General features: G+C 70.5%; 11 protein-coding genes. 4 read left to right on the top strand and 7 right to left on the bottom strand.

What is annotated here, in order from left to right; genetic code table 11:
* Positions 1-137: 137 nt before the first annotated feature.
* From ACFVDP_RS35030 to ACFVDP_RS35015, 4 genes are all read right to left on the bottom strand, one after another.
* Positions 138-1,820, bottom strand: a complete 1,683-nt coding sequence (locus ACFVDP_RS35030; protein WP_383498618.1) for an LCP family protein — start codon at positions 1,818-1,820, stop codon at positions 138-140.
* An 84-nt stretch (positions 1,821-1,904) separates the two neighbouring features.
* Entirely contained in the window at positions 1,905-3,569 is a 1,665-nt protein-coding gene (locus ACFVDP_RS35025) for an LCP family protein (protein WP_383498615.1), read from the bottom strand.
* A gap of 245 nt (positions 3,570-3,814) precedes the next feature.
* Positions 3,815-5,113, bottom strand: a complete 1,299-nt coding sequence (locus tag ACFVDP_RS35020) for an LCP family protein (RefSeq protein ID WP_383498612.1) — start codon at positions 5,111-5,113, stop codon at positions 3,815-3,817.
* Between the two features lie 97 nt (positions 5,114-5,210).
* A complete protein-coding gene (locus ACFVDP_RS35015) occupies positions 5,211-5,951 on the bottom strand; it encodes a TIGR03089 family protein (protein WP_383498609.1) in 741 nt (246 codons plus the stop codon).
* A 365-nt stretch (positions 5,952-6,316) separates the two neighbouring features.
* Here ACFVDP_RS35015 and ACFVDP_RS35010 point away from each other — a divergent pair, with 365 nt between their 5' ends.
* From ACFVDP_RS35010 to ACFVDP_RS35000, 3 genes are all read left to right on the top strand, one after another.
* Complete coding sequence (locus ACFVDP_RS35010) at positions 6,317-7,681, top strand: peptidoglycan recognition protein (RefSeq protein WP_383498606.1); 1,365 nt, start codon at positions 6,317-6,319, stop codon at positions 7,679-7,681.
* Positions 7,682-7,770: 89 nt separating this feature from the next.
* Positions 7,771-8,853 (top strand): sugar phosphate nucleotidyltransferase, encoded by a 1,083-nt coding sequence (locus tag ACFVDP_RS35005; protein ID WP_383498603.1) that lies wholly within the window; start codon positions 7,771-7,773, stop codon positions 8,851-8,853.
* A 196-nt stretch (positions 8,854-9,049) separates the two neighbouring features.
* The gene (locus tag ACFVDP_RS35000) at positions 9,050-10,075 is read left to right on the top strand and encodes a DNA-3-methyladenine glycosylase family protein (protein WP_383498600.1); all 1,026 of its coding nucleotides are present in this window, start codon (positions 9,050-9,052) and stop codon (positions 10,073-10,075) included.
* Between the two features lie 191 nt (positions 10,076-10,266).
* Here ACFVDP_RS35000 and ACFVDP_RS34995 read toward each other — a convergent pair whose 3' ends face one another.
* From ACFVDP_RS34995 to ACFVDP_RS34985, 3 genes are all read right to left on the bottom strand, one after another.
* Positions 10,267-11,562, bottom strand: a complete 1,296-nt coding sequence (locus ACFVDP_RS34995) for a coenzyme F420-0:L-glutamate ligase (RefSeq protein ID WP_383498597.1) — start codon at positions 11,560-11,562, stop codon at positions 10,267-10,269.
* Positions 11,559-12,527, bottom strand: coding sequence for a 2-phospho-L-lactate transferase (gene cofD, locus ACFVDP_RS34990; RefSeq protein ID WP_383498594.1), 969 nt, complete (start codon positions 12,525-12,527; stop codon positions 11,559-11,561). Before cofD ends, ACFVDP_RS34995 begins: the two co-directional genes overlap by 4 nt.
* 71 nt (positions 12,528-12,598) lie before the next feature.
* Positions 12,599-13,093: a cysteine dioxygenase gene (locus ACFVDP_RS34985; protein ID WP_383498592.1), complete on the bottom strand. Its 495-nt coding sequence runs from the start codon at positions 13,091-13,093 to the stop codon at positions 12,599-12,601.
* Between the two features lie 752 nt (positions 13,094-13,845).
* Here ACFVDP_RS34985 and ACFVDP_RS34980 point away from each other — a divergent pair.
* Complete coding sequence (locus tag ACFVDP_RS34980; protein WP_351444013.1) at positions 13,846-14,109, top strand: WhiB family transcriptional regulator; 264 nt, start codon at positions 13,846-13,848, stop codon at positions 14,107-14,109.
* The last annotated feature ends 180 nt before the right edge of the window (positions 14,110-14,289 follow it).

The following is a 14,289-nucleotide window of genomic DNA, read 5'->3' as shown; positions in this document are numbered from 1 at the left end:
GCTGTGGGAGGGGGAGTTCGTCTCTGCGGGGGTGCGGGGGGTGTTGGCGGCGGCGGGGATTGACCCTCTTGTAGGAGGGTGGTGGGGACGCGGGGTCCCCCCCCCCCCCCCCCCGACCTCGTCACGGGTGAAGAACGTCAGGACCAGGTGTAGCCCGGCTCCACCTTCATGCACTTCGAGTCGTCCGCGCCGTTCTGCGTCTGCTCCTTGTCGAGCGCCTTGCCCGCGTCCTCGTCGGCGCCGGACTTCGGGTAGGCGTTCCCGGTCTTCCAGTCGGCGCCGACGATCAGTGTCACCCCGGACACGTCCGTCGACTTCTTCACCGAACTCAGCGGAATCCCGAGGGACTTGGCGACCGCCTGGGCGTCACCCTCCAGGTCCGACGACGGATAGCGCAGCACCGTCTTCTCCTCGGCGAGGGACTGCGTCTGGTCCGGCACCGACTTGGTGAAGCCCTCGGCGACGAGCGCCTGCGCCACCTGCGAGGCCCGGCCGGGAACCGCGGCGGTCGTCGCCGTACGGGTGCCGTTGCTCACCTGCACCGCGATCTTGTCGTCGGGGGCCGCCGGATCGTCGGAGACCTCGTCCTTCGCCTTCTTCTTGTCCTTGTCCTTGCCGTCGAGCGAGACGTCCTCGCGGATCAGGCGCCACAGCGCGTCCGCGTCGTTCGCCTTCGGCGCCACCCGCGCGCCCACGTACACGAACGGCATCGTCGTCATCGTGATCCGGTCCGGCTCGGGCTTCTTCAGCTCGTTGCTCAGGTCGTACAGCTTCTTGACCGTGTGGAGGTCGTCGTCGACGTGCAGCGCGTCCGTCGCCTTCTCGGCGAGGGTGCGCAGCTTGTTGGGGTGGGTGAATGTCGCGTTCTTGCGCAGCTCGCGCACCATCGAGCTCATGTACATGTGCTGCGCCTTGGCGCGCGCGATGTCGCTGCCGTCCTCGAAGCCGTGCCGGGTCCGCAGCCAGGCCAGGGCCTGCTCGCCCTTGACGGACGTCGTGCCCTTCCGCAGCTTCAGGCCCGAGCCCTCGCCCAGGCTGTTACGCGAGTAGACATTGGCGTCGACACAGACCGGTACGCCGCCGACGGCGTCCGCCATCGACACCACACCGGAGAAGTCGACCATCATGAAGTGGTCGATGTGGATGCCGGTGATCTCCTCCCAGGTGGCGACCGTGCAGCCCGGACCGCCGCGGCCCAGCGAGGTGTTCACCATCTGCCGGGTGGTCGTCGCCTCGTAGACCTTGCCGGTCTTCGGGTCGGTGCACTTGGGCAGTTGGGCGAGGGTGTCGCGAGGCATGCTCACGACCGACATGTTGGTGCGGTCGGCCGACAGGTGCAGCAGCATCTGCACGTCGGCGAGCGGGGCGGCGCCAACGCTCTCCTTCGACCCGCCGAGCTTCAGGTTCTCCTTGCTGTTCCGGCTGTCGGAGCCGATCAGCAGGATGTTCAGCGGGGTCTGGCCCGCCGCGTTCGGCGTGGGCGCCGGGGCCTTGTGCTCGCCGATGTTGAGCTTGTCGGTCTTGATGTTGCTGTTCAGATGCCGGTACCAGAGATAGCCGGCGCCCGCCGTGGCGAGCACCAGGACCGCGAGCGTGCCCACGGCCCAGCGCAGTATTCGAAAACCTCTGCGTTTCGCGCGCGGGCCCTTGTGCCGGTGGCCCTGCGCCGGTCTGCGGCCGTCGGGTCCCGGGGGCGTGTCCCCGCCGCTGCCGGGCCCCTCGTAGAGGGATTCGTCCCAGCCCAGGTCACCGGCTCGCGCCGTCGATCCATCACGGCCACTTGGTCGTGAACGCTCCCCGCGCACACCACTTCGCCCCATGTTCCCCGCCCTCCCCGCCCCCGAGCCCATGCCTCGGCCGCCCCCTGTCTGTGGGTTAGACAGTCAAAGGGCGGCCGAGGTTGGTCACGACGCGCACACAGTCTTGTCCGCAGTTTGTTGCCCGTCGACCTTCGGCGCCTTTGCCGAAGAGCTGTCGATGGGGGTGCCCGCCCCCTCGAAGTCCTGGCCGAGGACGAGGATCATCGCCGGCAGGCCCTGGTCGTTCTTCTCGCTCTTGCCCGGCTTCATCGCGGAGCCGGGCAGCCCCATGATGTCGGCGAGCCGACGGGCCTGGTCGGCCTGGTCGGGCGAGTACTCCAGCGTCGTCTTCTTCTGCGTCGGCTTGTTGCCCAGCTGGCTGGACTTGGCGACGCCCTCGCTGTTCTGGAGCCAGGTCAGGGTCTCCTGTGCGGCGCCGGTCTTCAGGCTGCCGTTGTAGAGGTCGACGCGGACCTCGGACGCCTCCGACTTCGTGCCCTTCAGCTTCGCCGACTCGGCGGTCTTCTTCTTTTTCTTGGTCTCCGTCAGCGACACGTCGTTCTTGATGGCGTTGAAGACCGCGGGCGCCTGCGCCTCGTTGACGACGACCGTCGCCTTGACCTTCTCCGCCGGGTTGTCGAGGACCGGCGTGGTGACGAAGGAGATGTTCTTCGGCGGGACCTTCTTCAGCTCCAGGGCCACGTCCTTGAGCTTGTTCAGCGTTCCTATGCCCTGGTCGACCGTGAGCGCCTTGGTCGCGGCCTCGGCGAGGCTCGTCAGCTTCCCCGGGTTGGTGAGCGTGTCGCTCGAACTCATCTTGCGGGCGAGCGAGCCGAGGAACTGCTGCTGCACCTTGATCCGGTCCAGGTCGCCCTGGTTGCCGAAGCTGTGCCGGGTGCGCAGGAAGGCGAGGGCCTGCTCGCCCTCGACAGTGGAGGTCCCCTTGGGGAGCTTGAGGTGCGACTCCTTGTCGTCCACGGGCTTGGCGACACAGACATCGACGCCGCCGACCGCGCTGGACAGGGTCTTCACCGCGTTGAAGTCGACCATCATGAAGTGGTCGGGGGTGATGCCCGTGACCGCCTTCACCGTCTTCATGGTGCAGCCCGGGGTGCGCTCGTCCTGTCCGAGGCTGGTGTTGAAGCGGACCTGGCTGGTGCCCGCGATCACCTTGCCGTCCTTGTCCGTGCAGTCCGGGACGTCCACGATCAGGTCGCGCGGGATGCTCAGCGCCGTCGCGTTCGACCGGTCCTTGGAGACGTGCAGCAGGATGTTGGTGTCGGCGTGGCCGACACTGCCCTTGTCCCCGTAGCCCTCGTTGCCCTTACCGGTGCGCTTGTCCGTACCGATGATGAGGACGTTGAACGCCTCGTCCTTGCTGAAGCTGTTCTTCGCCTCGGGGGTGTCGGCGACCGTGAGGTTGCCGTTGAGGTGCTCGTAGTAGAAGTAGGCGCCGGCCGCCGTGGCGAGCACGACGAAGGCCAGGCTCCCGGTCGTCCAGAGCAGGATCTTCTTGCCCTTCGCCTTCTTCTTCGGCTTCGAGCGGCGGCGGCCCGACTGCGCCGCCGGCTGCGGCTCGCGCCGCCTGCGTTGCGGCGGGACCTCCTGCTGCTGCCCGCGCCGGGGCGCGCTGCGGCGGGGACCCGGCACCGCCGACTGCCCTCCGGAAGGAGTCAGTCGCAGTTCGTAATCGCCAGTCTGGGGATTGAGCACCCACTGGTCTGCGGGATCGACATTGTTGTCAGCCCGCCCACGGCCTTGCGCGTCCACGGTTTTCTGCATCCTCCGTCGGGGCCACGCGGCGCCCCACCCCCCTCAAAGCGGGCGCCCGGTCAAGTCGGTAAGCAGTGCGCGACCCCACCGACGAAGTATCGAGGCATGGCCAGGTGCACCGGATCGCTCACACTATCCGCCCAGTTCAGCGTCAAGCGACGACGGTGACAAATTCCACTCCCCTACAACTGGGCAATCCGGACCATTTCTTGAAACCTGTGTGCCTGCTGATGACTTGACCTTTACCCGCAGGCGTCCTGGGTCGCCGTGTTGCCCCGGAAAGTAGGGGCGGGGGAGGGCGTCGGGGAGGGTGAGGCGGACGGTCCGTGGGCGCCGGGCTTGCCGTCCTCGTAGTCCTCGTACCCCTCGTCCTCGTCGTACACGCTCTCGTCCGACATGCCGGACTCGTCCGAACTGTCGTACCCTTGCTGGCTTTCGGCCCGCACCTCGGCGGGCGTCTCCTTCGTGACCGCGACGGGGGAGTCGGTGCGGATCCGGGTGAACAGCCGGTCGGCGGCGGGCTGGATCAGCTGGTCGCGGTTGGCGTTGTAGATGTACGACTCGCGGGGCACGGTCAGGAACTGGATCCGGTCGGCCGGGATGTCACGCATCCCGCGCACGAGGTCGTAGAGCCCGCGCAGACTCGCGAGCCCCGGGTCGGTGGTCAGCGCGGAGGTGGCGGCGTCGAGCACGGGATACAGCTTCGCGGGGTTCAGCAGCACGCCGCTGCTCTGCATCTTGGTGGCGAGCGCGCCGAGGAAGCGCTGCTGGCGGTCCATCCGGTCGGTGTCACTGCCGTTGCCGAGGCTCTTGCGGGCGCGTACGTAGCCCAGGGCCTGCTCACCGTCGAGGCGGCGGCGCCCTGCGGCCAGCTTCAGATGCGCGTCGGCGTCGTCGATCGGCTTGTCCAGGCACACCTCGACGCCGTCCACGGCGTCCACCATGTCCTTGAACCCCTGGAAGTCCACGACCATGTGGTGGTCGATCCGAACTCCCGTCATCTTCTCCACGGTTCGGATCGTGCAGGCCGAACCGCCCACCTCGAAGGCGTAGTTGAACATCGCGAACATCGGTTCGATCTCGGAGCCGTCCCGCTGGTGGCAGGCCGGTACGTCGACCATCAGATCGCGCGGGAAGGAGACGGCCGTTGCGCTCTTCCGGTCGGCGGCGACGTGCAGCAGGATCGTCGTGTCCGAGCGCTGGGTGCCGTCGTTGCGGCCGTACTTCCCGTTGCCGCCGGCCCGCGAGTCGGACCCGATGAGCAGCAGGTTCTGCGCCCCGTGGACCAGGACGCCCGGCCGCTCCTTGTCGTAGCGGGCCAGCTCGGCGGCGGCCGCGTCGTCCGCGGTGATGTTCCCGTCGAGCTTGTGGTACGCGACCCAGCCCGCGCCGCCCGCGGCGAGCACCAGCAACGCGACACCGATCGCCGCGTTCCGCAGCCATCTCCTGCGCCGCCGCGTCCGCCAGGCGCCGGTGGGCGACGCACCGGACGGCGGGCCGGTGGGCGGGCCGGTCGGCGGCGTGGCGGCAGAGTCGGTCACGTGCGGATCCCCCTCGGCGACGTAGAAGACATGGAACGCGTCTCTACGACCATGGACCCGTCGGCGATGCGGGGCCGGGGGAGCTGAGCCGAACGGGCTACCTGACGGTCGCCGTGACCCGTTCACTCTCCACGCGCCGGGCCAGACCCTCGTCGTCGAGCCGGTCGAGGTGGCGGCAGAGCACCACCGAACCGCCGGTCGCCAGCGGTGCGTACAGTCCGGCGGCGAGCCCCTGCCAGGTGCCGTACCCGAGCCCCGACAGCAGTCGCGCGCCGGGCGCGGCGGCCTCGGCGCGGGCCTTCTCCACCACCTCGGCGCCGGTGAGTTCGTCCCCGTCGACGACGAGCGCGACCTCGTGCGGGTCGACCGGGACGAAGGGGGCGAAGCGGTCGCCCTGCCCCGGTACCTCCACCGCGTAGTCGGTGAACCCCTCGGGCGGCTGCGGGAACCGTCCGCCCAGCGGCCGCAGCGCCAGCGCGACCCGCTCGCCGGAGCAGGCGCGCGCCGCGTCCAGGGTGTCGGGGCCGGTGACGACGAGATCGGCGCGGGCCGGGTCGCCGCCGATGTCGGCGACGACGCCGACGGACGAACAGGCGAGCAGCCACACCGCGGTCTGCCAGTGCGCCGGCAGCAGCACGGCGACCCGGTCGCCGGGCTCGGCGCCCAGATCACCCTGGAGCAGATTGGCGGTCTTGGCCACCCAGTTGGACAGCGTGGCCACGGACAGCTCCACCCGCTCCCCGGTGGCGTCGTCGTAGAAGGTGACGAGGGGCCGCCCGGGATCGCCCCGCAGCGCCTCGTCCAGCACCCGCCCAGGCGTCAACACAACATCATTCACACCCCCACCCTAGGCCCCGCCCGGACCGCGACCCCGCCGCCTCGGGCAACCCGCCCCGCCCCGGCCTGCCGCGAGCCCGCGCCGCCTCGACCAATCAGCCGCGAGCCCGCCCCGCCTTGGGCAATCTGCCGCCTGGGGCGGCAGGGTGGGCAAGGCGGCACCCCGGCGCGGGGCAAGCGCCCATCCCGCCCGAGCCCCATCGCCGCGCAGGCCCGAGCCCCATCACCGGGCCCCAAACAGCGGGCCCCCGACCCAACGCCCCGTCACCCTCCGCCCCGAGCACCCAACTTCCCGCCCGATCTCCCGGCACCCATATGACCCGCCCCGATAGCAGGAAACGCCCCCTTATGCCCACGATCGTGGGCATGCGTGGTCTTCTTGCTTCCTCGATCGGCGTCACCTGCGCGGCCGCCCTCACCCTCCCCCTCACCCTGCCCACAGCCGCGCACGCGGCAAAGCCCGAGGTGCGGGAATCCGTCCCGGGCACCACCCAGTCCCTCCCCCTCACCCCCCTGTCGGCGCCCGGCACCAGCACCCGTTCCGCCACCCCGCAGCAGCAGGGGCGGACACAGGAACAGGGCCTGCCCCGCCGGGACGTCCGCCCCTTCTCCCTCGTCGGCGTGGTCTGGGACAACCCGAACGCCCAGCTCCACGGCCAGGTCCAGGTCCGCACCCGCACCACGGGCACCTCCACCTGGTCCACCTGGCAGGACGTGGAGACCCACAGCGACGACGCCCCCGACCCCGACTCGGCGGAACACGCGTCGAGCACGCTGCGCGGCGCGACGGCCCCGCTCTGGGTCGGCGACTCCGACGGCGTCGAGGTACGGGTCAAGGCCGAAGAACCCCCGGCGGGAACCCGCGCCGCGGACCCGGCCGCCGAACCCCTCCCCAAGGGCCTGCGCCTGGAACTCGTCGACCCCGGCGAGGAGCCGGCCGCCGGTGCCGAGTCCGAGGGCGCCCGCGGCGCGACCCTCACCGCGGAGACCGCCGCCGCCTCCGCCGTCAACGCCGACCTCGCCCCGCTCGGCGCGACCGCCATCCCCGCCCTCACGAAGAAGGAGACGGAGGACGAGGTGATCGCGGCCCGCGGCGCCGACGCCGACGCGACCAAGGCCCGCCCCTACGTCGGCCCGCGCCCGCGGATCATCACCCGCAAGGGCTGGGGCGCAGACGAGAAGCTGCGCGAGCGCCAGTTCGGCTACACGAAGACGGTGAAGGCGGCCTTCGTCCACCACAGCGCATCCGGCAACAACTACCGCTGCTCACAGGCCCCTTCAGTCATTCGCAGTATCTATCGCTACCACGTCAAGAGCAGTGGCTGGCGGGACATCGGCTACAACTTCCTCGTAGACAAGTGCGGAAACATCTACGAGGGACGGGCCGGTGGCGTCACGAAACCGGTCATGGGCGCCCACACTCTCGGCTTCAACACCAACAGCACGGGCATCGCCGTTCTCGGCACCTTCGGCAGCTCCAACCCGCCGGCGGCCGCGGTGAACGCCATCGCACGCCTCACGGCCTGGAAACTCGGTCTGTACGGGGCGAACCCCCGCGGCACGACGTATCTCAAGTCGGGCGGTGGCAATCTGTACAAAAAGGGAAAGAATGTGCGGCTGAAGGTGATCTCCGGTCATCGGGACGGCTTCGCAACCGAATGCCCGGGACGCCGTCTCTACAAGAAGCTCGGCACGGCCCGTAGCAGCTCGGCCCGTCTCCAGGGTCGCTGACGCCGGCTCCCGGGCTGCTCGAACGGTCTGCATACACTGGCCGGCCGAAAGACAGTTCGGCCGGCCCCAGCAGGAAGCAGAGACGACAGGTGACAGAAGCGATCCTCCTGGTCGGCGGCAAGGGCACCAGACTGCGCCCCCTCACCGTGAACACCCCGAAGCCGATGGTCCCGGCGGCGGGCGTGCCGTTCCTCACGCACCAGCTGGCCCGCGCGAAGGCTGCCGGGGTCGACCACATCGTCCTCGCCACGTCCTATCTCGCGGAGGTCTTCGAGCCGTACTTCGGCGACGGCTCCCGCCTGGGCCTGCACCTCGAGTACGTCACCGAGGTCGAGCCCCTCGGCACCGGCGGAGCGATCCGCAACGTGGCCCCGCGCCTGCACTCGGGACCGGACGACCCGGTCCTGATCTTCAACGGCGACATCCTGACGGGCCTGGACATCTCCGCCCTGGTCGACGAGCACGAGAGCACCGGCGCGGACGTCTCGCTCCACCTCTCCCGGGTGGAGGACCCGCGCGCGTACGGCCTGGTCCCCACGGACTCGACGGGCCGGGTGACGGCCTTCCTGGAGAAGCCGCAGACCCCCGAGGAGATTGTGACGGACCAGATCAACGCGGGCGCGTACGTCTTCCGCCGCTCGGTGATCGACACCATCCCGACGGGCCGCCCGGTCTCGGTGGAGCGCGAGACCTTCCCCGGCCTCCTCTCCTCCGGCGCCCACCTCCAGGGCATGGTCGACTCCACGTACTGGCTCGACCTCGGCACCCCGCAGGCCTTCGTCCGCGGCTCGGCCGACCTGGTCATGGGCCGCGCCCCGTCCCCGGCGGTCCCCGGCCGCTGCGGCGAGCGCCTGGTGCTGGCCACGGCCGAAGTGGCCCCCGACGCGAAACTGACCGACGGCACGGTCGTCGGCGAACACGCGCGCGTGGGCGAGGGCGCCCGCGTCTCCGGCTCCACGATCCTGGACGGCGCCGTCGTCGAGCCCGGCGCGGTGATCACGGACTCGCTCATCGGCAGGGGAGCCACCATCGGCGCCCGCACGGTCCTCACCGGCGCGGTGATCGGCGACGGCGCACACGTGGGCGCGGACAACGAACTCCAGACAGGAGTACGAGTCTGGTGCGACGCCACCCTCCCCGCGGCGTCCCTCCGTTTCTCCTCGGACCAGTAGCCCCGTAAGGGGCGCGGGGAACTGCGCGAGAAGCCCCACGGACCGGCACACGACAACGCACGCAAGGGGGGCCCGGGGGCGCAGCCCCCGGTTCCGGGACGGGAAGGGGAGGAGGGGGCGACCCTCACTCCCCGCCCCACCACACCCCCGGACCCCCTACCCTCGAAGGGCACACCCGCCCCGACCGAGGACCCCAGTGGCAGGCCGCCGATACATCCCCCACCCCCAGGCACCCACCCGCACCACAGTGCGCGGCGGCGCCCAGGGCATCCCGGCTCCCGCCACACCCCCGCTCCCCGCGACGGAGTCGACCCGCACCTACACCCCCCGGACCCCTCTCCACCTGGGCCTCACCCTCGGCCCCCTGCGCCGAGGCCCCGCGGACCCCACGTTCCGCAGCACCCCCGACGGCGCCCTGTGGCGAGCAAGCCGCACCCCCGAAGGCCCCGCAACCCTCCGTGTGACGTCCGCCCCGGACGGCACGGTGCGGGCCGACTCCTGGGGCCCGGGCGCACCCTGGTTCCTCGACCACCTGCCGGCCCTGCTGGGGGAACAGGACGACGCTGCCCCCTTCGAACCCCGCCACCGCCTGGTCGCCGAATCGGCCCGCCGCCGGGCCGGCCTGCGGCTGACCCGCACGGGCCTGGTCCTGGAATCCCTGATCCCGTCGATCCTGGAACAGAAGATCACGACGGACGAGGCCTACCGCGCCTGGCGTCTGCTGCTCCACAAGTTCGGCGAGCCGGCCCCGGGCCCGGCGGGCGGCGACGACCTGCGCATGCGGATCCCTCCGGACCCGTACACCTGGACCCGCATCCCGTCCTGGGAGTGGCACAAGGCGGGCGTCGACAACAAGCGGGCCTCGACGATCATCCGCGCGGCCCAGGTCGCCCGCCGCCTGGAGGAGGCGGCGACGATGGAACCGCCCGCGGCGCGGGCCCGCCTGGAACTCGTCCCCGGCATCGGCCCGTGGACCTCGGCCGAGACGATCCAGCGCACGAACGGCGCCCCGGACGAGGTCACCACCGGCGACCTCCACCTGCCCGGCATCGTCGGCTACGCCCTCGCGGGCAACCGCCACGCGACCGACACCGACATGCTGGAACTCCTCACCCCGTACACAGGCCAACGCCACCGAGCGGCCCGCCTGATCCTCCTGTCCGGAGTCTCCCCACCCCGCAGACACCCCAAGATGCGCAGGGTGAACATCGCGGAGTGGTGAACCCGCACCCGTGAGGCATGCGCCAAGCGCAGCCTCCCGATGAGATGCCGCACGAAGTGCGCATCTCAGGGGCGCGGGGAACTGCGCGAGAAGCGGCCACCGCCCGTCACCCGACCGACAACCCAGGGCGCGGAGCGCAAGCGCGGGGAACTGCGCGAGAAGCCACACTCAACCCGCACCCGGGCCCCCGCCTACCGAACCTCGACGAACTCCGAAACAACCCGCGGGGCCCGCACACTCGGCTCAACCGCCGGATGCCCCACAGCCACGGCCCCCATCGGATCCCACGACGAGGGCAGATCAAGCACCCCGCGCACGACATCCCGGCAGAACATGGTCGAAGAAACCCAGGCGGAGCCGAGCCGCTCACCGGCCAGCGCCACAAGAAAGTTCTGCACCCCGGCCCCGGCGGCGACGACGAACATCTCCCGCTCGGCGGCATCCCGCCGCGCGTCCCCGTACGTGTGCGCCCCGTCCATCACCAGACACGGCACCACGAGATACGGCGCACCGCGCAGCACCTCCCCGCGCCGCACCCGCTTCGCGATGGACTCCTCGCTCTTGCCGTCCCGCCGGAGATCGGCGACCCAGGCGTCCCGCATCGCGTCGAGCAGCCGCACCCGCGACTCCTCGGACTCGAGCAGCACGAACCGCCACGGCGTCGTGTGATGCGGCGCGGGCGCGGTCACGGCGGCCGCGACGGCCCGCCGCACGGCCCCGGGATCCACCGTCTCATCGGTGAACGCCCGCACAGTGCGCCGCTGCGTCACGGCCTCCCGCACGGCTTCCGAGGTCCCGAGCCGGAACATGTCGTCCCGGGCGCTGCGCACCAACTCCCGCGCGGCCGCACCCCGCTCGGGCACGACGGCGTCGGCGAGCCCGCGCACCACGGCGACCGGCAGCCCGCCGGCCTTGCCCTTCACCAGATCCCCGGCCCCGGCCAGCTCATCGGCGGTGGCCACCACGGTCGCGCTCAGCGGATTGCCGTACGCGTCGACGCCGCCCCGCAGATCCTCCAGAACCCGGACCCCCGCGGCCCCGATGGCGATGTCGGTCAGCCCGTTGCGCCAGGGGCGGCCGAAGGTGTCGGTGACGACGACGCCGACCTCGACGCCGAGCGCTTCCCGCAGCCCGGCCCGCACGGCCTCGGCCGACGCGTCCGGGTCCTCGGGCAGCAGCAGGACCGTCCCGGCCGGAGTGTTGGAGGCGTCGACCCCGGCCGCGGCCATCACCAGGCCCTGCCGGTTCTCCACGATCCGGAGGGTGCCGCGCCGCGCGACGACCCGTACGGTCTCGGCGTCGATGGCGGCCTCCCGGTCGTCGGCGCGGACGAGCCGCCCCTCCGCCTTGGAGACGATCTTCGAGGTGACGAGCACGATGTCGCCGTCCACGAGCCCGGGCTCGGCGGCGGCGATCAGCTTCGCCAGGTCATCGCCCTCGCGCACCTCGGGAATCCCGGGCACGGCCCATACGCGCAGTTCGCTCACGCGCCCCGCACCTCCTCCGCGAGAGCCAGGGCGACGCGCGCCATCTCGGCGGCGGCGGTGCCCACCTCCGGGTCGGTCATCATCAACGGCACGGCCCGGCAACGGATCCCGGCCGCCTCGACGCGCTCCACGACTCCCTCGTCCACGGTGTCGACGAGCCAGCCGTCGAGCAACCCCGACCCGTAGTGCTCGGCGACGGCGGCGGCACTGGACTCGACGCCGACGGCGGCGAGCACCTTGTCGGCCATCCCGCGCACCGGGGCGTCGCCCACGATCGGGGACAGCCCGACGACCGGCACCCCGGCCTCGGCGATGGCCTCCCGGATCCCGGGCACGGCCAGGATGGTGCCCACGCTGACCACGGGGTTCGACGGCGGGAAGAGGATGACGTCGGCCTCGGCGATGGCCTCCAGGACGCCCGGCGCGGGCTTGGCCTGCTCGGCGCCGACCGGCACCACGGCCTGCGCGTCCACGGAGGCCCGCAGCCGCACCCAGTACTCCTGGAAGTGAACGGCCTTGCGTTCACCGTCCACGTCCACGGCCACATGGGTCTCCACGCGGTCGTCGGACATGGGGATGAGCCGGACCCCCGGCTGCCACCGCTCGCACAGCGCCTCGGTGACGGCGCTCAGCGGGAAGCCCGCCGCCAGCATCTGCGTACGGACGATGTGGGTGGCGAAGTCCCGGTCGCCGAGCCCGAACCACTCCGGCCCGACCCCGTACGCCGCCAGCTCCTCCTTGACCTTGAAGGTCTCGTCGGTACGGCCCCAGCCCTGCTCCTCGTTGATCCCGCCGCCCAGCGTGTACATCACCGTGTCGAGATCCGGACAGACCTTCAGACCGAAGAGATGGATGTCGTCCCCGGTGTTGCCGATGACCGTGATGTCCGCGTCCGGAGCCGCCAGCTTGAGACCGCGAAGGAACCGGGCACCACCGATGCCGCCTGCCAGAACCACAATGCGCATGCGCCCAGCATCGCAGGCACCACCGACAACACGGCAGTCGGTCTCGGTACGGCGCTCTCGCGGCAGCGGTCTCAGACCGTGGCGTCGGCGGCGACCGAGCAGGCGGCGGCGTGCATCGGCATGTCGGTCAGACCGGGGTAGTAGACGTGCAGGCTGACGGCGGGCTCGAGGGAGTCGTTCACAACCTCGTGGACATAACCCGGCGCGAACACTCGCTGCGCGCCCGCGGGGAGCGTCCGCGCGCCCCGCTCCGAACGCTCCGTCAGTTCCCCCTGGAGCAGGGTCATGACGCCGGACGAGCGCCCGTGGTCGTGCAGCCCGCTGCCCTGCCCGGGCACCCAGGACAGCAGCCACACCTCGTAGCCGGGGCCGGTGCGCAGCCGGTGGTACCAGCGGGTCGTGGCGTCGAACTCGACCAGGTGCTCCCACTGGGAGCGGTCGGCGGCGAGCGAGCGGGCGAGACCGGCGAACTCGGCCACGGTCTCGGGGTGTTCCCGCGCGGGCTGCAGCAGGTGCTGGACTTCGAGGATGTCGCCGGCGATCTGGAGGTCGCTGTCGCTGTTCATCGAGTGTGGGGTTCCTCAGTCGTACAGGTCGATCAGACAGGTCGATCAAGCAGGTGGATCAGGCAGGTCGATCAGACGGGTCGTTGCAGACAGGCCGTGCGGAGAGGGAGGTCATGCAGCGGTCGTGCAGAGGTGATGCGGAGGAAGAAGCGCGGTCGGAGCCCGCAGGCTCAACGACTCAACAGCTGGAACAGCAACAGCTGTGGTGCGCGCGGGCAGCACAGACGGACCCGGCGGTGCCGGTCGTCGTCATAAGTGCCAAGTTCGCGAGCATGCCCACCAGAACACCGGTTCATGCGCCCCCTGTCAACCCAATGTCCGGAATGCGAGATATCTTTAGTCCTTTCCGGTTGTTCTGTTTGGCGAAAGGTTTGTGCAGGGTGTCGGGCGGACACTTGGCGCAGTAACCCGGCGCGCAAACGCCGTTGTGATCCTGTGATCCGAATGTGATCAGGTTCGCTTCGCGGGCGCCGCCGGAACGAGATCAATCTCCGCGGCGTCCTCCCCTGTGTGAGGTGTCCAGGGGTGTGGGCGGCCCGGATCGTTGGGATGGGCCGCTGGCAAGTGTCACGGTTTTTGCCGATTTGAACACTTTCCGCATAGCCTTGGTTCCGCAGAGTGAATAAGGGGCTCAATAGCAGATCCCGGCTTGACTGCCCCGGATCGGCACACTTGTAATTTCACTCGTGTCGTTCAGCCGAAATCGGTAACGGCAACATCACGGGGACGCACGGACAGACGAGGGGCGCACTATGACCGAGTCGTTTTCGGATCTGCTGGTCGAGGACGCGGAAGAGGAACTCGGCTGGCAGGAGCGCGCGCTGTGCGCCCAGACCGACCCCGAGTCCTTCTTCCCCGAGAAGGGCGGTTCCACGAGGGAGGCCAAGAAGGTCTGCCTGGCGTGCGAGGTCCGCTCCGAGTGCCTGGAGTACGCGCTCGCCAACGACGAGCGGTTCGGCATCTGGGGCGGCCTGTCGGAGCGCGAGCGCCGGCGGCTGAAGAAGGCCGCCGTCTAGTCCCTCAAGGCCATATCGCCATATCGGCGGTATCCACGGTACGTACGGCCCGGCGCAGGTGGGTTATCCACAGGCGGCGGGCCGCTGTTGTCGGCAGCCGTTAGTGTGAGGTCCCGTCCGAGACACCCCAGCGCCCTCGTGTGCCACGGGTGTCCACCGCAGTCCAACGAACCGGGGCCC

It is taken from the genome of Streptomyces sp. NPDC057694 (genome assembly GCF_042799415.1).
In the GTDB taxonomy this organism is placed as follows: Bacteria; Actinomycetota; Actinomycetes; order Streptomycetales; family Streptomycetaceae; genus Streptomyces.
Note: the sequence above shows the minus strand (reverse complement) of the source record. Positions and strands in the feature narration are given on the sequence as shown.